The organism is Paraburkholderia nodosa (genome assembly GCF_001718195.1).
In the GTDB taxonomy this organism is placed as follows: domain Bacteria; phylum Pseudomonadota; class Gammaproteobacteria; order Burkholderiales; family Burkholderiaceae; genus Paraburkholderia; species Paraburkholderia nodosa_A.
The window spans coordinates 84,452-102,830 of sequence record NZ_MCNV01000016.1; the positions used below are offsets into that span (position 1 = coordinate 84,452).

At 65.4% G+C, this 18,379-nt stretch carries 18 protein-coding genes; 8 read left to right on the forward strand and 10 right to left on the reverse strand.

The window, feature by feature from the left end; genetic code table 11:
- Positions 1 to 103: 103 nt before the first annotated feature.
- The gene (locus BFD71_RS24795) at positions 104 to 1,030 is read right to left on the reverse strand and encodes a LysR family transcriptional regulator (protein WP_069266966.1); all 927 of its coding nucleotides are present in this window, start codon (positions 1,028 to 1,030) and stop codon (positions 104 to 106) included.
- A gap of 110 nt (positions 1,031 to 1,140) precedes the next feature.
- Between BFD71_RS24795 and BFD71_RS24800 the strand changes: the two genes are divergently transcribed.
- Complete coding sequence (locus tag BFD71_RS24800; protein WP_069266967.1) at positions 1,141 to 1,554, forward strand: hypothetical protein; 414 nt, start codon at positions 1,141 to 1,143, stop codon at positions 1,552 to 1,554.
- 23 nt (positions 1,555 to 1,577) lie between these two features.
- Here the strand turns inward: BFD71_RS24800 and BFD71_RS24805 are convergent, their stop codons facing one another.
- The 6 genes from BFD71_RS24805 to BFD71_RS24830 form a co-directional block, all read right to left on the reverse strand.
- Entirely contained in the window at positions 1,578 to 2,696 is a 1,119-nt protein-coding gene (locus BFD71_RS24805; RefSeq protein ID WP_069266968.1) for a malate/lactate/ureidoglycolate dehydrogenase, read from the reverse strand.
- A gap of 57 nt (positions 2,697 to 2,753) precedes the next feature.
- Positions 2,754 to 4,028: an MFS transporter gene (locus tag BFD71_RS24810; RefSeq protein WP_069266969.1), complete on the reverse strand. Its 1,275-nt coding sequence runs from the start codon at positions 4,026 to 4,028 to the stop codon at positions 2,754 to 2,756.
- Positions 4,029 to 4,099: 71 nt separating this feature from the next.
- Positions 4,100 to 5,647, reverse strand: a complete 1,548-nt coding sequence (locus BFD71_RS24815) for a UxaA family hydrolase (RefSeq protein WP_069266970.1) — start codon at positions 5,645 to 5,647, stop codon at positions 4,100 to 4,102.
- Entirely contained in the window at positions 5,644 to 6,564 is a 921-nt protein-coding gene (locus tag BFD71_RS24820) for an SMP-30/gluconolactonase/LRE family protein (RefSeq protein ID WP_069266971.1), read from the reverse strand. The genes BFD71_RS24815 and BFD71_RS24820 overlap by 4 nt, the downstream gene beginning before the upstream one ends.
- 163 nt (positions 6,565 to 6,727) lie before the next feature.
- Complete coding sequence (locus BFD71_RS24825) at positions 6,728 to 7,081, reverse strand: cupin domain-containing protein (protein WP_069266972.1); 354 nt, start codon at positions 7,079 to 7,081, stop codon at positions 6,728 to 6,730.
- Positions 7,082 to 7,110: 29 nt separating this feature from the next.
- Positions 7,111 to 7,749, reverse strand: coding sequence for an FMN-binding negative transcriptional regulator (locus BFD71_RS24830; protein ID WP_069266973.1), 639 nt, complete (start codon positions 7,747 to 7,749; stop codon positions 7,111 to 7,113).
- A gap of 122 nt (positions 7,750 to 7,871) precedes the next feature.
- Between BFD71_RS24830 and pdxR the strand changes: the two genes are divergently transcribed.
- Positions 7,872 to 9,356: a MocR-like pyridoxine biosynthesis transcription factor PdxR gene (pdxR, locus tag BFD71_RS24835; RefSeq protein WP_069266974.1), complete on the forward strand. Its 1,485-nt coding sequence runs from the start codon at positions 7,872 to 7,874 to the stop codon at positions 9,354 to 9,356.
- Positions 9,357 to 9,363: 7 nt separating this feature from the next.
- On the opposite strand, the gene BFD71_RS24840 is transcribed toward pdxR, so the two are convergent.
- Positions 9,364 to 10,302: a LysR family transcriptional regulator gene (locus BFD71_RS24840; RefSeq protein WP_069267051.1), complete on the reverse strand. Its 939-nt coding sequence runs from the start codon at positions 10,300 to 10,302 to the stop codon at positions 9,364 to 9,366.
- 110 nt (positions 10,303 to 10,412) lie between these two features.
- Here BFD71_RS24840 and BFD71_RS24845 point away from each other — a divergent pair, with 110 nt between their 5' ends.
- The 6 genes from BFD71_RS24845 (at position 10,413) to BFD71_RS24870 (ending at position 16,166) form a co-directional block, all read left to right on the forward strand.
- Positions 10,413 to 11,495, forward strand: a complete 1,083-nt coding sequence (locus BFD71_RS24845) for a tartrate dehydrogenase (protein WP_069266975.1) — start codon at positions 10,413 to 10,415, stop codon at positions 11,493 to 11,495.
- 57 nt (positions 11,496 to 11,552) lie between these two features.
- A complete protein-coding gene (locus BFD71_RS24850; RefSeq protein WP_370684307.1) occupies positions 11,553 to 12,893 on the forward strand; it encodes an MFS transporter in 1,341 nt (446 codons plus the stop codon).
- A 205-nt stretch (positions 12,894 to 13,098) separates the two neighbouring features.
- Positions 13,099 to 13,539: a FecR family protein gene (locus BFD71_RS24855; RefSeq protein ID WP_256094905.1), complete on the forward strand. Its 441-nt coding sequence runs from the start codon at positions 13,099 to 13,101 to the stop codon at positions 13,537 to 13,539.
- Positions 13,536 to 14,150: an OmpA family protein gene (locus BFD71_RS24860; protein WP_256094906.1), complete on the forward strand. Its 615-nt coding sequence runs from the start codon at positions 13,536 to 13,538 to the stop codon at positions 14,148 to 14,150. Before BFD71_RS24855 ends, BFD71_RS24860 begins: the two co-directional genes overlap by 4 nt.
- A 42-nt stretch (positions 14,151 to 14,192) precedes the next feature.
- Positions 14,193 to 15,656: a CHASE2 domain-containing protein gene (locus BFD71_RS24865; RefSeq protein ID WP_083245456.1), complete on the forward strand. Its 1,464-nt coding sequence runs from the start codon at positions 14,193 to 14,195 to the stop codon at positions 15,654 to 15,656.
- Positions 15,657 to 15,758: 102 nt separating this feature from the next.
- Positions 15,759 to 16,166, forward strand: coding sequence for a DUF1801 domain-containing protein (locus BFD71_RS24870; RefSeq protein ID WP_069266978.1), 408 nt, complete (start codon positions 15,759 to 15,761; stop codon positions 16,164 to 16,166).
- Between the two features lie 38 nt (positions 16,167 to 16,204).
- Here BFD71_RS24870 and BFD71_RS24875 read toward each other — a convergent pair whose 3' ends face one another.
- The gene (locus tag BFD71_RS24875; RefSeq protein WP_069267053.1) at positions 16,205 to 17,314 is read right to left on the reverse strand and encodes an aromatic ring-hydroxylating oxygenase subunit alpha; all 1,110 of its coding nucleotides are present in this window, start codon (positions 17,312 to 17,314) and stop codon (positions 16,205 to 16,207) included.
- Between the two features lie 117 nt (positions 17,315 to 17,431).
- Entirely contained in the window at positions 17,432 to 18,343 is a 912-nt protein-coding gene (locus BFD71_RS24880; protein WP_069266979.1) for a LysR family transcriptional regulator, read from the reverse strand.
- Positions 18,344 to 18,379: the final 36 nt, after the last annotated feature.

Consider the following 18,379-nt stretch of genomic DNA (forward strand, 5'->3'; position numbering starts at 1 on the left):
CCCGCTGAACATGGGAGCCAGTCTAGGTTAGATCGCGCAGCGAGAGAATCACCGCGATACGTAAGTCATTCTTCCGTGAGGCGAACGAATGGTGAAGATGTGCTCAGTCGGCGTCGGTAATGCGCCGGGCCTGCTCGAAGTACTCACGTAGCCGGGGCACGGCGAAATCGACGAAACTGCGCACCTTAGGCACCGACAGGCGCCCGTGCGGCGTGACGAGATTCGCGGGCAGCGGCCCATGCTCGCTGTCGCGCAGCACGATCCTGAGCCGGCCCGCCTCGACCTCTTCGGCCACGTGATAGGAAAAGAGCCGCGTGACGCCATGCCCTGCCACGGCCGAAGCCCGCGCCGCGCGTATGGTATTCACGATGAAGCGCGGCGAGAATTGCACGACCTGGGGCAGCGCGGTCTGACGCGCCGCCGGGAAGCTCCACGAGTCGAGCCCGAAATGCGTCATCGAGATGATCGGGTGGCTCGCGAGATCGGCGGGCGTCTCGATGGCCGGATGCGTGGCGAGATAGTCGGGCGAGGCGACCACCACGCGCCGCACCTCGCCCACCGGGATGGCGACGAGCGTCGAATCCTGCAGATGCGCAATGCGCAACGCCACGTCGATGCCCTCGTCGATGAGGCTCGCGGGCCGGTCGAGCAGGTGCAGACGGATCGACACCTCGGGGTTGCGGTCGATGAACGCCTCGATCATCGGGCGCAGCACTTCTTCGCCCACGGCCACCGCCGCCGTGACGCCCAGCAGCCCGCGCGGCGCGGAGCGTTCGTCGGCGGCGAGCAGGTCGGCTTCCTCGAGATCGGCGAGAATGCGCCGGCATGCCAGCGCATAGCGCTCGCCCGCCTCGCTCAGGCGAATCGTGCGCGTGGTGCGGTACAGCAGCGCCGTGCCGGTGTGCTCCTCGAGGAACGCAATGGCCCGGCTCACCGCGGCGGGCGAGCGGCCCAGCCGGCGGCCCGCGCCCGCGAGACTTCCCTCGTCGAGCGTGGCGACGAAAACCTTCATGGCGTCGATTCGGTCCATTGCGCGTTCTGGCTTGCGGTCGCTTCGCTCTGTGAATTCCGCGTCGATCTTAGCGGATATCGCGCAGGCGTTAAAATCGGCGCTTCCACTTTTGCGGCAATCGATCACTCATGAAGTGTCCTACCCTCTCGCCGGTCCTCGCTGCCTTCGCTGCCATGGCGCTGGTCGCAACGCCCGCCCTTGCCCAGACGTCGTCGGGCGATTCGAATTCGAAGCGCGACTGCGCGATCGGTTATGTGACGGGCGTGGCAGGCTCGGCGCAAAGCGTGCGCGACTATCTGGCCACGCCCGACCGCGACCGCATTCGCTACCTCAAGGACAACGAGATTCAATGCAAGATCGCCGACGACGACAGCCACGCGTCCGGCTGCACCGGCGTCACGCTATTGAAGAACGAGAAGGTGAGCGTGTACGACGATAGCGACCCTGCCACCACCGCCATCGTCGTGCGCGTCGAACTCGATCGCGGCACCTACCCGGTGATCATCGTCGCGCCCAAAAACGAGGTGAAGTGCGACGAGTGAGCGGAACGTAGTTAGCCTGGCAGTTAACGCGAGCTGCTCTCGCACGCCGCGATTTCCGCCTCAGTCACGCCCGCCATACGCGCGGCATCGACGATCTGCGACCAGCTCGTCGCATCCACGGGAATGCCCTGCGCTTCGCGCTGCCGCCGCGTCGCGTCCTCGCGCTCGCCGGGCAGCAGGATCTCGTCGACACCCGCTGCGCGCCGCGTGGCCTTCAGCCATTCCACGAACGCAAGCGCTTCGTGCTCGCGCGAGGGCGCGTCGAACGCCGCCGGATCGACGATCACCGACGTCATGCAATTGACGATCGCGTGCGTGGAGACGATGGTTTGCTCGCGCGTGGTGAAGCCGCCCGAGAGCGCGCCCGCCAGAATTTCGCACATCGCGGCGAGCCCCGAACCCTTATGGCCCGCCACCGCGCCGCCGAAAGCGCGCAGCGCACCGTGCTGCGTATCGCTGAACAGCGCGCCCGGATCGCGCGTGGGGCGGCCGTCGCTGTCGATCAGGGCGTCGGCTGGCACATCCACGCCCTTGTTGTAGGCCACGCGCACTTTCCCCGCCGCAATCGCGCTCGTGGCGAAGTCGAGCACCAGCGGCGAGCGCCCCTCGAGCGGAAACGCCGCGCAAAACGGATTGGTGCCGAAGCGCCTGTCGATGCCGCCGAACGGCGCGACGAGCGGATCGCCCGCGACGTTGACGAAGTGGAACGACACGAGCCCGGCGCGCGCGCATTGCTCCGCCCAGTGCCCGATACGTCCGATGTGATGCGCGTTGCGCAGGCCGAGTGCACACACGCCGAGCGATTTCGCGCGCTCGATGCCGTGTTCCATCGCCTCGAAGGCCGTGACTTGCCCGAAACCGCGCCCGCCTTCGATCGTGAGCACCGCGCCCGCGTCGCGCGCGACCTGCGCGTGCGCGTTCAGTTTGAGCTCGCCTTCGCGGCACGACAGCATATAGCGCGGAATCATGCCCACGCCGTGCGAGTCGTGCCCGGCGAGATTGGCTTCGACGAGATGATCGGCAACCAGCGTCGCCTCGCGCGCCTCGCTGCCGGCCGCGCGCCAGATGGCGACGACGAAGGCGTGCAGCGCACGAGCCTCGATAACGACTTCTGAACCTTTTGCAGCAGCGGCATTCGACATGTACGTGACCCTGTGTATGGCGGCGGAGTAAGAGGCCGCGCCTTCGTGGTTACGTGCTTACGTGCGCGGCGCGTAAGCCGGTTGGTCGACGCGGCTGGCCTCGGGAGCCTCAAGCGGCTCGACGCGTCCGACAATCACAAGATAGCTCACCGCGCCGAGCACGCAAAACCCACCGGCGACCACGAGCGGAATCGTGAACGAGCCGCGCGTGAGCTGCAGCATCACGCCGGTAAACGTCGTCAGCGCGATGCCTGCGAGATTCGACGCGAAGTTCTGAATGCCCGCCAGCGAAGCGACATGCCGCGGCGTGGGCGCGACGTCGGCAGGCAGCGACCAGATGCTGGCCGCCGCGGCCGCGAGGCTCCCATAAGCAATCGCGAAGAGTGCGAGCATTACATAGATATCCTGAACAACACCGGTTAGCGTGATCACGGACGAAAGCAGCATGCCGCCGACGATGCACGTCTTGCGCGCAGCCGTCAGGCTCCAGCCGCGCTTCACGAGTGCATCGGAAAGCCAGCCGCCCAGCCAGCCGCCCGGTATCGAGGCGATGGCGGGCAAGGTGCCGAGCGTACCGAGCGACTTGAGCGAGAAACCGCGCGCCTCGACGAGATAGCTCGGGAACCACGTAATGAAGAAGTAAATGACGAAGTTCAGGCAGAAGAAGCCGAGCATCATGCCCCACACGGTGCGGTAGCGGAACAGGCCGCTCCAGCGTATCGAGGCGGCGGCCGGCGCGGGGGCGCGCGGCTTGTCGAGTGCGGCCCGCGCCTCGGGTTCCCGGTACATCACGATCCAGCCCAGGATCCACACGAGCCCGAGCGCGCCGGTAATCACGAACGACGCCTTCCAGCCCCACGCGGCCATGATGGCGGCCACGAGCGGCAGCGAGAGTGCGGAGCCCACGCGCGAGCCGCTGTCGAAGATGCTCGTGGCGAGCGCGCGTTCATCGCGCGAGAACCATTGGCTCACGAGCTTCGCGCACGACGGATACGCCCCCGCCTCGCCCACGCCGAGCATGAGCCGGCAGCCGAACATCGCCGCGAAGCCGCCCGCCACCGCGGTGGCCGCGGTGAACACCGACCACCAGCCCACGGCGAACGGCAATGCGATGCGCGCGCCGGCCCGGTCGACGAACCAGCCAAACGGCAGTTGCATCACGGCGTAAGTCCAGAAGAAGCCGCTGAGCAGCAGCCCCATGGCGGCAGGACCAATGCCGAGGTCCTTCATGATGTGCGGCGCCGCTACCGCGAGATTGGCGCGGTCGATGTAGTTGACCGCTATCGCCAGAAAACAGAAGAAAATGACCAGCCAGCGCGATTTTTCCTTCATCGAAAGCACTCCTTCTGAATGTGGCGCCGTCTATCCAGTGAATGGCGGCGCCTGTTCGAATCGCTCCCGCTCTACATGACCGCCCCCAGATGCCAGGGCACGAATTCGTTCTGGCCGTAGCCGTGCAGTTCGCTCTTCGTGCGCTGCCCGGAGGCGGTCGCGAGCATCAGCTCGAAGATCGCAGCACCGGCCTCGTCCACGCTTTGCTCGCCGTCCAGAATGCGGCCGCAGTTCAGGTCGATGTCCTCTTCCTGGCGTCGCCACAGCGCGCTGTTGGTGCCGAGTTTGAGCGACGGCGAAGGCGCGCAGCCGTATGCCGAGCCGCGACCCGTCGTGAAGCAGATCAGGTTGGCGCCGCCCGCCACCTGGCCTGTGGCGGACACCGGGTCGTAGCCCGGCGTATCCATGAACACGAGACCCTGGGCGCGCACGGGCTGCGCATACTCGTAGGTTTCGACGAGCCGCGTCGTCCCGCCTTTCGCCACCGCGCCGAGCGACTTTTCGAGAATGGTCGTGAGGCCGCCCGCCTTGTTGCCGGCAGACGGGTTGTTGTTCATGTTGGCTTCCATGCGCGCACAATACGCTTCCCACCAGCGAATGCGCGCCACCAGCTTTTCACCCACCTCGCGCGACACCGCGCGCCGCGTGAGCAGATGCTCGGCGCCGTAGATTTCGGGCGTTTCGGAGAGGATCGCCGTGCCGCCGTGCATGACGAGCCGGTCCACGGCCGCGCCGAGCGCCGGGTTCGCGGAAATGCCGGAATAGCCGTCCGAGCCGCCGCACTGCAAGCCGACCATGAGGTGACGCGCATCGACCGGCTCGCGCGTCACGCGGTTCGCATCGGCCAGCAGCGCACGCACCTGTTCGATGCCCGCTGCCACCGTGCGCGCGGTGCCGCCCGTCTGCTGGATCGTCATGGTCGAGAGGCGCGTACTGCGCTCGAGTTGTTCCGCTTCCACGAGACCGTCGATCTGATTCGTCTCGCAGCCGAGCCCGACGATCAGCACGGCGTAAAAGTTGGGGTGCCGCGCATAACCCGCGAGCGTGCGGCGCAACACCGTGATCGGCTCGCCCTCGGCCGCTAGCGCACAGCCTTCGCCGTGCGTGAGCGCCACCACGCCATCCACGTTGGGGAACGCTTCCAGCGCTTCGGGGTGGATGTCGCGGCGAAAGTGATCGGCAATCGCGCGCGCGACCGTGGCCGAGCAGTTCACAGACGTCAGGATGCCTATGTAATTACGCGTCGCGACGCGGCCATCCGCGCGCCGAATGCCGAGAAACGTGGCCGGTTGCGCAGCGGCGGGCGTGTCGTGCGCGTCCACGCCGAAGGCGTAGTCGCGCTCGAAATCGCCCATCGAGAGATTCTGCGTATGCACGTGTTCGCCGCGACGGATCGGGCAGCTCGCAAAGCCGATGATCTGCCCATAGCGGCGCACGGGTTCGCCCGGCTCGATATCGCGCAGCGCGACCTTGTGGCCAGGCGGAATCATACCCGCGACCGTATGGTCGCCATAGAGTGTCGAGCCAGGCATCAACTGTCCGCGCGCGATGGCAACGTCGTCGCGCCGGTCGAGGAGAATGAGCGCGGCCGAAAGCGAGGCGGGGTCGAGAAGTGTCATAGCCGGTCTCCGTAGGCAGCGCCGCGCACGCCCACGTAAAGCGAGTACAGCGACGTGCTGGCTGCAATGAATAGGCGATTGCGATTCGGGCCGCCGAACACGAGATTCGCGACCGTCTCCGGCACGAGAATCTTGCCGAGCAGCGTGCCATCGGGCGCATAGCAGTGGATGCCGTCGCCCGCGCTCGTCCAGACGTTGCCATGCTCGTCCACGCGCATGCCGTCCGGCACCCCAGGCGAAACGTCCGCGAATAACCGCCCGTTGTGCAAACCGCCTTGCGGATCCACGTCGAATACGCGGATGTGATGCGGACCGTTCTCGATATGCGATGCGCCCGAGTCGGCCACATAGAGCCGCAATTCATCGGGCGAGAAGGCGAGCCCGTTGGGCTTCATGAAGTCGTCGGCCACGCGCCGCACCACGCCCGTATCGGGCGCCACGCGATATACGTGGCATGCGCCGATCTCGCTCGGCGCGCGAAAGCCCTCGTAGTCGCCGAGAATGCCGTAGTCGGGGTCGGTGAACCAGATCGAGCCGTCCGAATGCACGATCACGTCGTTGGGAGAATTCAGCCGATGCCCTTCGTAGCGGTCGGCAATGACGGTGATGCGCCCGTCGTGCTCCGTGCGCGTGACGCGGCGCGTGCCGTGCTCGCAGGTCACGAGCCGGCATTCGCGGTCGAGCGTGTTGCCATTGCTGAAATTCGAGTTCGCGCGGAACACGCCCGTGCCGATGCCGGGCACCCAGCGCATCATCCGGTTGTTGGGAATGTCGCTCCAGACAAGAAAGTCGCCGGCGGGAAACCACACCGGTCCTTCCGCCCACATGCAGCCGCCCGCGAGCTTCTCGAACTGCGCGTTGGGCTGCAGCAGCATGCGAAAGCGCGCATCGTGGATTTCGTATTCGTGGGGATTCATCGTTCCGGCCTCGTACCGTCAGGGTCAGGTCACGGCGACGCGCGTGACCCGTCGCTCACTGCCGCGCCGGTTTATTAAATACTAGTTGAATAGGCGTGTGAAGATTTTCTTCAAGCGCCTGGAATGTGGTTTACCCGTGTTTCCCCGCGAGCCTGTGTGGCGATCAGGTTTCGTCGAACACCTGGTCCAGGTCGTAAACGAGCAGGAACACGCAGCCCGTGTCGCTATGAAATCCCGCGTCGACGGTGCCCCGTTCGGCAATGCCCACGTATCCCGCAGTGAGCCGCCGGCCGTTTTGCACGGCCTCGCCTTCGAGTACGTAGATGAACTCCGGGCCCGTATGGCGGTGATCAGGGAACGTTGCCCCTGCAGCGAACCGGACCAGTTGCATCGCGCGGCCGTCTGCCTTGCCGAGGTTCTTGACCTCCACGCCGGGCGCGAAGCGGGAGGGCACCCATGGCAGGCTCGCTGAATCGATGCCTGAGAACCCAGGCGCGAGCGAAGGGTCGTTTGCCATGACGGTGCCCTCGTGTGCGCGGGTGCGCGTTATTGCGCCTTCGCGTCGGCAGCGGCAAGCATGGCGTCGGCGATGCGCGACTCGCCGCTCGATTTGAGCGCGTCGCCCGCGCCGCGAATATCGCGCTCTTCCTTGTTCTGGCTGAGCTTGCTCTTGCCGACCAGACGCGTGATCTCGATCTCCACGCCGACGATCGCCTTGACGAGCGTGTCCGTGTAGTCCTTGGGCGCATCGGCCATCTTCCAGGGCTTGGGCTGCGTGGCTTCGTGCGTGCGCGTCAGGCGGCCAATCACGCCGCGCACGTAGCGCTCGTCGTCGAGAATCTTGATGCGCCCGTGAGCATGGACCACGACGTAATTCCAGGTCGGCACCTGCTTGTGCGCCTCGTGCTTGCTCGGATACCAGTTCGGTGAAATATACGCGTCGCCCGCGCGGAAGATCACGAGCACGTCGTCGCCGTTCGCCACGTCCTGCCAAACCGGGTTGGCCCGCGCGACGTGCGCACGCAGCACGCCCAACTCGCCCTCGCCCGCCGCGAGTTCAAAGGGGATGTGATTCGCATCGAGCCCGCTTTTGCCCTGCGTGACCAACGTGCCGAACGGATGTTGGGCGATGCAATCGTGCAGAACGTCTTTGCGGTTTTCGGCGAAATGGGCTGGTACGTACATGCGTTTGTCCCTGCTCGTAAGGTGATGGGCGAGCGCGGCCGCAGCCGCCACAAATCCGAGTCTGCCGCAAAAGTGGTTTATTCTATAGATCCAGTTTATTCATAATCCAGTGAACCAGAATCATGCCGAGAACCGCACAGGCCGCTGAGATGCCATCGTTCGGCACGCTGGACCGGGAGGCCGGCAATCTCAGCCGCCAGCTGGCCGAGGCGCTGCGCGAAGCGGTGCGCAAAGGCGATCTGCGGCCCGCCGATGCGCTGCCTTCCACGCGCGCGCTCGCCGCTTCGCTCCGGGTCGCGCGCGGTACGGTGGTCGAGGCCTACGAACAGCTGATAGCCGAAGGCTTTCTTGAATCGAAAGCCGGGGCAGGTACCCGCGTGGCGCTCGCACTGGCGGAGCCGCCCGCGCGCGAGCCCCGCGTGGCTTCATCGCAGGCGGCGCAAGCCGGGCTGCCGGAGCGCGCCGAAACGTTCGCCAGGATCGGACGCGAGTTCAAGCCGCTTCCTCCGGTGCCGTTCGCCATTTCGGTGCCAACGGGCTTGACCGCGCCCGGCGACATCTGGCGCCGGCTCGGCAACCGCCTGCGCGCGCGTGGCCCCGCCTCGCCGACCGGCTATGCCAACCCGCTGGGCGCACTGGCGCTGCGCGAAGCGATTGCCGATTATGTGCGCAAGTCCCGCTCGGTGCGCTGCGAAGCGGATCAGGTCATCGTGACGAGCGGCACCCAGCAGGGGCTCTTTCTCGCAAGCCAGGTGCTGCTGGGGCCGCGCGACCAGGCGTGGGTCGAGAACCCGGCCTATCGTGGCGTCACCGCCATCCTCGAAAGCCTGCCCTACCGCGACGCCATGGTGCGCGTGCCCGTGGACGCCGAGGGTCTCGACGTCGAGGCCGGCATTCGCATGGCCCCGAAGGCGCGCGTGGCGTTCGTCACGCCTTCGCATCAATATCCGCTCGGCATGCCGCTGAGCATGGCGCGGCGCGCGGCGTTGCTCGCCTGGGCGCGCTCGGCCCATGGCTGGGTCGTCGAAGACGACTACGACAGCGAACTGCGCTACGAGGGCTCTCCGTTTCCGGCGCTTCAGGGCCTCGCGCCGGATCGCGTGGTGTATCTCGGCACCTTCAGCAAGATCCTGTTTCCGTCACTGCGGCTTGGCTACGTCGTCGTGCCGCCCAGCCTCGTAGATGCGTTCTGCGGCGCGCGCGTGCTCATGGACCGCCATCCGCCAACGGCCGATCAACACGTGCTCGCCGCCTTCATGACCGAGGGGCACCTCGAGCGACACGTCCGCAAGGTGCGCAACGTCTATGCCGAGCAGCGGCTCAGCCTGATCGAAACGCTCGAAGCGCTTTTGCCCCGTGAACTGGCGTGGATCGAGCCCGGCGATCAGGGCATGCATCTCGTGCTCTGGCTCGCCGCGAGGCTGGACGATCACGAGATCGTGCGGCTTGCAGCGAACGAGGGTATCGCGGTGCGCGCAGCGTCGCCGATGTTCGCCGCGGGCACCGCACGCCCCGGGCTCATCCTGGGCTTTGGCGGCTTTCTCAGCGCGCAAATGAAAGCGGCCGCGGAGCGCCTCGCCGCCGTGATCGCCACGGCGGCGACATGAAGCATCGCTAAGCGCTTCGGGCTACTGGATATCGCTGCGACTTGCTCAATTCGATAGCGAGGAAGTCGACGAAAGCCCGAATGCGCGTGGACAACTGGTGCCGCTGCGCATACACGGCGTAGATATCCGCACCGGGCGTTTCATACTCGGGCAGCACGACCACGAGCCGCCCGTCCGCCAGATACTCGTTGATGTCCCATTCCGCGCGCATCAAAATGCCATGCCCGTCCAGCGCCCACTTCACGGCAATCTCGCCGTCGTTGGTCGTGAGATTGCCATTGATCCGGACGGCTTCCGATTTGCGCGCATTGCCGCGCTCGTGCGAAAGCCGCCACACGCCATAGGCTTCGTCGCCCTGACGAATGCTGATGCAGTTGTGCTTCACGAGGTCGTGCGGCGTGGCGGGCGTGCCCCGGCTCGCGAGATAGGCGGGCGAAGCGCAGAGCAAACGCCGGTTCGCTGCGAGACGCCGCGCGATCACGCGCGTATCGGGCGGCTCGCCGAAGCGGATGCAGACATCGTATGAATCTTCCGTGAGCGGCGGCGGCATGACCGAAAGCTGAAGCTGCACGGAAACCTGTGGATACTGCGCGACGAAACGCGAAAGCGCGGGCCCGATATGGCTGCGCCCAAAGCCGAGCGTCGCGTTCACGCGCAGCAAGCCCTTGGGATGCTTCTTCGAGCCGCCCAGCAGCTCGCCCAGCTCGTCGATCTCGTCGAGAATGCGGCGCGCGTGCTCCAGGTACACCTCGCCTTCTGGCGTCAGCATCATGCGGCGGGTCGTGCGGTTCACGAGCGGCACCCCGGCGCGCTCCTCCATTTGCGCGAGCCGCTTGCTCACGGCGGCGGGCGTGAGGCCCAGTTCGCGCGCGGCGGCGCTCAGGCTGCCCGAGGAGGCGAGCGTCGAGAAAAAGCCAAGATCGGCGGGTAGAACGGTGTCGGTCACGGTCGCCACTTGTGAATTCAAGTTAAGGATGCTTTGAGTCTAGCACCGGTTTTTGAACCGGGAGTTCGGTAAAGTGAACCCACACTGGCCTCACTTCACAGGAACGAGACATGAAGACCTATCGCATCGCGACCATTCCCGGCGACGGCATCGGCAAGGAAGTCGTGCCCGCGGGCAAGGAAGTGCTGGAAGCGCTTGCGAAAACCACGCAGCGCTTCGCGTTCGAATTCGAAAACTTCGACTGGGGCGCCGACTACTACCGCCAGCACGGCGTGATGATGCCGGCCGACGGGCTCGACGCCATCCGCAACAAGGACGCCATTCTGTTCGGTTCCGCGGGCGACCCCGACGTGCCCGACCACATCACGCTCTGGGGCCTGCGCCTGAAGATCTGCCAGGGCCTCGATCAGTACGCGAACGTGCGGCCCACGCGCATCCTGCCCGGCATCGACGCGCCTCTGAAGCGCTGCAAGCCCGAAGACCTGAACTGGGTGATCGTGCGCGAGAACTCCGAAGGCGAGTATTCGGGTGTGGGCGGCCGCGTGCACCAGGGGCATCCGCTCGAAGCCGCGACCGATGTCTCGATTCTCACGCGCGCCGGGGTCGAGCGCATCCTGCGCTTCGCGTTCCGCCTCGCGCAGTCGCGCCCCCGCAAGCTGCTCACGGTCATCACCAAAAGCAACGCGCAACGCCATGCCATGGTGATGTGGGACGAGATCGCGCAACAGATCTCGAAGGAGTTCCCGGACGTGAAGTGGGACAAGGAACTGGTGGACGCCGCCACGGCGCGCATGGTCAACCGCCCGGCTTCGCTCGATACGATCGTCGCGACCAACCTGCACGCGGATATTCTCAGCGACCTCGCCGCCGCGCTTGCGGGCAGCCTGGGCATTGCGCCGACCGGCAACATCGATCCCGAGCGGCGTTATCCGTCGATGTTCGAGCCGATCCACGGTTCGGCCTTCGACATCATGGGCAAGGGGCTCGCCAATCCGATCGGCACGTTCTGGTCGGTCGTGATGCTGCTCGAGCACCTCGGCGAGACCGAAGCCGCCGCTCATGTGATGCAGGCCATCGAGACCGTGACCGCGAACCCCGCGCTGCACACCGGCGACCTGGGCGGCAAGGCGACCACGGCGCAGGTCACGGCCGCGGTGTGCGAACTCGTCGAGAAGGCGGCCGTCGCTGCCTGAGCGCTAGCGCGCCGTTAAAAAAAGCAGACACGGGGGCGTGACACCAAAAATACCCGCATGCCCCCGCCGAACCCTCCAGGGAGGAGACACGTGAATTCGGATACCGAAGCAATCGTCACGCGCAAGCTCATGTGGCGCATCATCCCGTTCGTCATGCTGCTCTATTTCGTGAGCTTTCTCGACCGGGTCAACGTGGGCTTCGCGGCAATGACGATGAACAAGGCGATCGGCCTCTCGCCCACGGCGTTCGGCCTCGGCGGCGGCCTCTTCTTCATCGGCTACTTTCTGTTCGAAGTGCCTTCGAATCTCATCTTGCACCGCGTCGGCGCGCGCATCTGGATCGCGCGCGTCATGGTCACGTGGGGCATCGTTTCGGCGGCGTCCGCCTTCGTGACCGGCCCCACCAGTTTCTATGCGCTGCGCTTTTTGCTCGGCGTGGCGGAGGCGGGCTTTTTCCCCGGCATCATCCTTTACCTGAGCCTCTGGTTCCCGACGAAGCAACGCGCGGCAGCCGCGGCGTGGTTCATGGCGGCGGCGCCGATTTCGACGGCGCTCGGTTCGCCGATTTCCGGCGCGCTCATGCAATTGCCGACCCTGTTCGGGCTCGCCAACTGGCAGCTGCTCTACGTGATCGAAGCGGTTCCCGCTGTGCTGCTCGGTTTCGTGGTCCTGAAAGTTCTCACCGATGCGCCTTCGAAAGCACACTGGCTGAAGCCGCAAGAACGCGACTGGCTCATGGCAAAGCTCGCCGACGAAGCGAGAACGCGCGAAGGCCACGCAGGCCACACAGCCGGGGCGCTGAACGCCCTGCGCGACCCGCGCGTGCTGGCGCTCGCGCTGATCTACTTCGGCACCTCGGCCGGCCTGTACACGCTGGGCCTGTGGGCGCCGCTCATCATCCGGCAATATGGCTTCAGCGCGCTCGAAACCGGGCTGCTGAACGCGATTCCGAGCATCGTGGCGGTCGTCGCCATGATTCTCTGGGCGCGGCACTCCGACCGCACCGCAGAGCGCACCTGGCACGTCGTGATTCCCTGCGTCCTGGCATGCGTGGGCTTCGTCTTCGCGGGGCAGGCCAGTACCGCGCTGATGATCGTGCTGGCACTTGTGGTGGTCAATGTCGGCATCAGCGCAGCCAAGGCGCCGCTCTGGGCCATGCCCAGCATGTTCCTCTCCGGCGCCGGGGCCGCAGCGGGCATCGCCATGATCAATTCGATCGGCAATCTCGGCGGATTCGTCGGGCCCGCCGTGATCGGGTGGCTGAAAACCCAGACCGGGAGTTATGCCGCGGGCTTGTACGTCGTTGGCGCGACGCTCGCGCTTTCCGCGGTGGTGACGCTGATGCTGAGCCGCAAGGCGAGCCAGCCGGTGATGGCGCAGGTAAGGCACGATCACTGAAAGCAGGCAGGCCCTTGCGCGGGCATCGGCCGAGTTTTGCCGATTCTGGCGCACGTTGAGTGCGCTTGCATTATGTGCGCTAGCGCACGGAGCAGGCCGCGCGGAGTCACTATCCTCGCCGGGTGCCCGAGAGACCCGGCGCGAGCCCCCACGTTCGTTTCGCCAAACGGTATCGCCAGTGCGTAGCCAAGCCATCCAATATGCCTTGCTTCTCGCCTGCGGGTGCCCGCCAGCCTTCGATGCGCACGCAGCCGATGCAATTGGCATAGTCAAGACGATCAAAGGCTCGGTGCATATCGAGCGTGCGAGTCAGCCGGTCGGCGTCGCGGTCGGCAGCGAGGTGTTCGCGAGCGACCGCGTCCTGACCGGCCCCGCGTCTTCCGTCGGCATCACCCTGCGCGACAACACGCTGCTGACCGAGGGCGCCAACTCCATTCTCGATCTCAACAAGTTCGCATTCGATACCACCACCTACGACGGCGCGCTCGACGTGAGCATCAAGCGCGGCTCGCTCGCCGTGGTCGACGGCAAGCTCGCAAAGGCCAATCCGGAAGCCGTGCGCTACAGCACGCCCACCACCACACTCGGCGTACGCGGCACGGAGTTCATCATCGAGGTGGGAGGAAGCGGGGAGACCGATCATTGAAGACGACGAACGCCGCACACTGCCTGCCGCAATGCATGGCGCTCACGCTGTGCGCGTGCCTCTGCGCGTGCAGCACGCCCGACAAGATCACGCTCCTGCCCAACCCGGACGGCAGCGTCGGCAACGTGATCGTGCATAACGGCGGCAAGACGCAAGTCATCAATAAGGCCTACACGCGCGCCGATGTTTCGAAAAGCGGTGCGATCGAGCAAACCGCCGGCAACAAAGCCGCGGTGGATGCCCAGTACGGCGACCTGCTGGCCGCAGAGCCGCCCAGGCCCCGAACGTTCACGATCAACTTCGTATTCGACTCCGCCACGCAACTTGCGCCCGAGTCCGCGGCCACCGTCGCCGAGTTGAAAAAGGTATTGGCGAACTGGCCCGCGCCTCACCTCACGGTGGTCGGCCACACCGATATGGCAGGCTCCCAGGAGTTCAACGACCGGCTTTCCATGCGCCGGGCGCAAAGCGTGGCGTCGTTTCTGGTCAAGTCAGGCATACCCGCGCAGCAGATCGAAGTTGCAGGCCGAGGCAAGCGCGAGCCGCTCGTCCATACCGCGGACGGCGTGCCCAACCAGGCAAACCGTCGCGCGGTCATCACCGTTCAGTAATCCGTATCGATCCGCGATGCGCTTCATCGATCCCATGCCACCATGAAACGCTACCGCAACTCATGCATCGCCTTCCTCAGGCGCATGATGCGGGCGCGCAAAGGGCGCCCCTGGGCGCTCGCGGTGCTCTTGACGCTTCTGTTCATCAACCTGTGCAGCGAATGGCCCGGCGATATTGCGCGGCCGGCCTTGCTCGACACGCTCGATACCGTGTTGCCCGACACCTTCGGCTCGGCACGCCAGCTTCTTTTCGACCACTACCAGCGCCGCTTTCCTCGCGTGCCGGCCACGCAGCCAGTGACCATCGTCGAGATCGATGACAAGACGCTCGAAACCTTCGGCCAATGGCCGTGGCCGCGCAACCGCCTCGCCGGGCTCGTCGATGCGATCGAGGCGAACAGACCGCTGGCGATCGGCCTCGACATCTACATGCCCGAGCCCGACCAGACCTCGCCTGGCATCGTGGCCGACAATCTGCCCGCCTCGGAGGCCGCGCTCGCTACGCAACTGCGCGCGCTGCCCAGCCATGAGCGCATTCTCGCGACCGCGTTGCGCGCATCGCCTTCGATTCTCGGCGCAGCGGCCTTCGACTACGCGACCTCCACGACGCGCACCGACATCCTGAGCGCCCCCGTGCTCGTGCACGGCCCGGACGCCCTCGCGAACGTTCACCGCTTCAATTACGTGCTCGCGAGCCTCCCCGAATTGCAGGGCGCCGCCCACGGCCAGGCCATGCTCAACGTTGCACAGGAACAGGGCACGGTACGGCGCATTCCGCTCGTGCTGGGTCTTGGCGACAAACTTGTGCCGAGCCTGCCCATCGAGATACTGCGCGTGGCCACCGGCTCGCCAGCCATCGAGGTGTTCGCGGGCCCATCCGGCGTGCGCGCGGTCGGCGTGGCGGATGTGCGGGTGCCCACGCAGCCCGACGGCGATATCTGGCTGCATTTCGCCTCGATTGCGCGTACGCAGCAGCGTTATGTTTCCGCACGCGATGTGTTGCAGGGCAAGGTCGATGCGAGCCGCATCCGCAACAAGCTGATTCTCGTCGGCCTCACCGGCACGGGCTTGACCGACATGCGCACAACGGCGTTAGGCGAACTGGTGCCCGGCATCGAGATTCAGGCGCAGGTCATCGAAACGATTTTCGAGGGCAGATTCCTGCAGCGCCCGGACTGGCTGATCTGGTGTGAGACGGTTTTCATCCTCGCGCTCGGCCTGTTCTTCATCTGGTATGTGCCGCGCAACGATTCACGGCTTGCCGTCTTCATGCGCGCCGTGCCGAAGGCCTCCGCGATCATCGGTCTTACGCTTAACTTGTTGACGCTTTCGATTTGCTTCCTCGTATTCCGTTATTTCGGCTTCCTCGTCGATGCCGCATCGATCTTCATCATTCTTTCCGCGGTCATGGGCAGCTTCTTCACCATCTCCCTCATGGAGCCGGAAGCGCACAACGCATCCACCTCCGCCAAGACGCCCGGTTCGAGCGCGACGACCAACACTTAACGATTGCTTCGGTTGCCTGCATGGCTTCGACCTGGCAACCTCGGTGCTACATTACGATCCTGATTGCCCGACAACAGGAAGTCATGCAAGCACGGAGCGCGAATGACCCCATCGGAACGGATTGACCAGCTGATCGCGGAACTCACCGACTGGCGCCGCGAAACCTTCGTCGCGATACGCGAGGCCATTCTCGCAGCCGACCCGGCAATCGTCGAGGAATGGAAATACATGGGCAGCCCCGTGTGGTATCGGGACGGCATGATCGCCGTGGGCAACGCGCACAAGGGCAAGGTGAAGCTCACGTTCCTGTACGGCGCGAGCCTGCCCGACCCGAAGCAGCTGTTCAACGCCGGGCTCGACGGCAACGCGCGACGCGCCATCGACTATCTCGAGGGCGACAAGGTCGACAAACGCGCGCTCACAGCGCTCATTCGCGCGGCGATCGAATTCAACCAGGGCAACGCGAAGAGAAAGGCGCCTACCAAACCGCGCGCCCGCAAAACGGCCTGACGCGAGCGCAAGGCGGCGCGCGTCAAAGCACCTTCGCCTCAGGCGTCGGCCTCGATCATCTCGCGAATGGGAATCACGGTGCGCGCGCCGCAATCGCGCAGCAGGTCGCGCAATTCGTTGATGACAGGAAACACTTCGTGATTCCAGTCGGCGCCCTGGTTGTCGTGCGCGGCCTGTTCGAGTTCGACGATGGTGCGGTCTTCCTTGAAGATGCGCTCCGTGAACCAGACCAGCAGCGGCCACGCCGCATCGAGCAGGAAGGGAATGGCGGGCCGGCGGATCGAAAGGAGTCCAAAAGTCCGGTTCGTGCGCTGCCGTGCGTCGAGCGGCACATAAACGATCCACAGGTCCATGAGGAGCGAGTCGTCGCCCGAGCGTATTTTCAGCGTTTGATACGGATATTCCGTGCGGATCGTCATCACGCTCTGGTCGCTCGGGTCCGCGCGGTTCTTGCTCGCGCCAAACACGAGCGCCTCGCCTGCGGGCTGCTTGCCCGCCATGCGCGCGAACGTATAGTCCACTTCGATGGAGTTCTCGCCACGCCGCCGGCCAAGCGAACGCGCCCGCATCTGGCCCATCTGGCGGCGGTGCAGAAACTGATGATTCATGTCCATCAGATTCTCGTGCATGAACGAGTAGTGGCACTTCACCTCCTGCCCGAAGCGGCGCGTCTTGTATGCCTTGTCCGTGACCGAATCCAGCACGGGCAGCGGCGTTGCTTCGGCGAGCGTGGCGTTGCCGGGAAAGACGAAGATCATGCCGTGCGCCTCGCGGCACGGATAGGCGCGCACGCCGTTGGGCAGGCGCTCCCTGCCGAGGTAAGGCACGTCCACGCATTGGCCCGAACAATCGTAGGTCCAGCCGTGGTAGCCGCAGCGAAGCGACTCGCCCTCCACCACGCCCGCATGCAGCGGCACCTGGCGATGCGCGCAGCGGTCTTCGAGCGCGTGCACCGCGCCGGACGCGGTGCGAAAGAGCACGATGGGCTCGCCGGCGAAATGCGTGCCCAGCGTCTTACCGGGCTTGAGTTCGCGCGACCAGGCAAGCGGATACCAGTGATCGGGATGAATGGGCACTCGGCGCAGGTCGCGCGGTTCCTGCAAATGTGACTCGATCGTATAGCCGTCGGGGAAAGGCATTGCGCGCATGCGGAGAAACTCCTTGTCGAGTCCGTCGATATGGTCGTTATCGTCGTTCCGGGAAATCGGTACGTCGACGCAAATCTCGTGCCCGCCCATTCAACGCGAATGGCGCATGCGTGTCGATCAGTGTTTTGCCGGAAAGCACGCGATGATGGCCGCCTGGACCTTGACGATGGCGGCGTCGCGCAGCGAACTGTTGCGCCACCCGAGCTCCACGGGATAGCGCGGCAGATCGATCGGACACTCGAGCAGCTTCAGGCCCGTCACGCGCGCGATCGCCTCGGCCGCGTGGCGCGGAATCGTGGCGACGCTGCGCGTGCCCTTGAGCAGAAAGGGCAACGCGGCGAAATGCGTCGTCGAGGCCACGACATTGCGCTTCAGGCCCCGCGCGGCGAGCCCTTCGTCGACGATCCCGACCACGCCGCCCGACGACACCAGGATGTGCCCTCTCGACACGTAGTCGCTCAGCGTCAAACGCCGCGGCGTGCGCGGTGCGTCGTCCACGAGGCACGCATAGCTGCCCTCGCCGAGCACCCGGTGACTCAGCCCGCGCGAAGCGAAGCCGCCCGCCGCGACGGCCAGATCCATGTCCTGATTGGCAAGCGCATCGGCGACGATCTGACTGTGCGTCTGGCGAAAGATGATGCGCAGACCCGGCGCGCTGGTTTCCAGCGTTTCGATGATGCGCCGGCCGAAAGCCACTTCGAAGTCGTCCGAAAGCCCGATGGAAACCGCGCGACCGTGAAACGTGGTGGCATCGGGCGAGGCGATCGCGAGGCTATGGCGGCAACGGTCGAGCGCTTCGCTGATCACGGGCTTGAGCTCCTGCGCACGCGAGGTCGGCGCGAGCCCGCGGCCGGTGCGCACGAACAGCGTGTCCGCATAGAGCGCGCGCAGACGCCTGAGCGCCGCGCTCACGGCCGACTGCGTCATGTCGAGGCGAATCGCGGCGCGGCTCGCCCCGCCCTCTTCGAACAGCGCCTCGAATATCTTCAGCAGATTCAGGTCCACGCCGGCGATATCAAAGTGGTTCATATCTCATAGTATCGATATACGTTCTCGCGATTTTAT

Excerpts from the sequence above, each read along its gene's own strand:
- BFD71_RS24795 (WP_069266966.1), bottom strand. The coding sequence starts at position 1,030 with ATGGACCGAATCGACGCCATGAAGGTTTTCGTCGCCACGCTCGACGAG.
- BFD71_RS24800 (WP_069266967.1), top strand. The coding sequence starts at position 1,141 with ATGAAGTGTCCTACCCTCTCGCCGGTCCTCGCTGCCTTCGCTGCCATG.
- BFD71_RS24805 (WP_069266968.1), bottom strand. The coding sequence starts at position 2,696 with ATGTCGAATGCCGCTGCTGCAAAAGGTTCAGAAGTCGTTATCGAGGCT.
- BFD71_RS24810 (WP_069266969.1), bottom strand. The coding sequence starts at position 4,028 with ATGAAGGAAAAATCGCGCTGGCTGGTCATTTTCTTCTGTTTTCTGGCG.
- BFD71_RS24815 (WP_069266970.1), bottom strand. The coding sequence starts at position 5,647 with ATGACACTTCTCGACCCCGCCTCGCTTTCGGCCGCGCTCATTCTCCTC.
- BFD71_RS24820 (WP_069266971.1), bottom strand. The coding sequence starts at position 6,564 with ATGAATCCCCACGAATACGAAATCCACGATGCGCGCTTTCGCATGCTG.
- BFD71_RS24825 (WP_069266972.1), bottom strand. The coding sequence starts at position 7,081 with ATGGCAAACGACCCTTCGCTCGCGCCTGGGTTCTCAGGCATCGATTCA.
- BFD71_RS24830 (WP_069266973.1), bottom strand. The coding sequence starts at position 7,749 with ATGTACGTACCAGCCCATTTCGCCGAAAACCGCAAAGACGTTCTGCAC.
- pdxR (WP_069266974.1), top strand. The coding sequence starts at position 7,872 with ATGCCGAGAACCGCACAGGCCGCTGAGATGCCATCGTTCGGCACGCTG.
- BFD71_RS24845 (WP_069266975.1), top strand. The coding sequence starts at position 10,413 with ATGAAGACCTATCGCATCGCGACCATTCCCGGCGACGGCATCGGCAAG.
- BFD71_RS24850 (WP_370684307.1), top strand. The coding sequence starts at position 11,553 with ATGCCCCCGCCGAACCCTCCAGGGAGGAGACACGTGAATTCGGATACC.
- BFD71_RS24865 (WP_083245456.1), top strand. The coding sequence starts at position 14,193 with ATGAAACGCTACCGCAACTCATGCATCGCCTTCCTCAGGCGCATGATG.
- BFD71_RS24870 (WP_069266978.1), top strand. The coding sequence starts at position 15,759 with ATGACCCCATCGGAACGGATTGACCAGCTGATCGCGGAACTCACCGAC.
- BFD71_RS24875 (WP_069267053.1), bottom strand. The coding sequence starts at position 17,314 with ATGCGCGCAATGCCTTTCCCCGACGGCTATACGATCGAGTCACATTTG.
- BFD71_RS24880 (WP_069266979.1), bottom strand. The coding sequence starts at position 18,343 with ATGAACCACTTTGATATCGCCGGCGTGGACCTGAATCTGCTGAAGATA.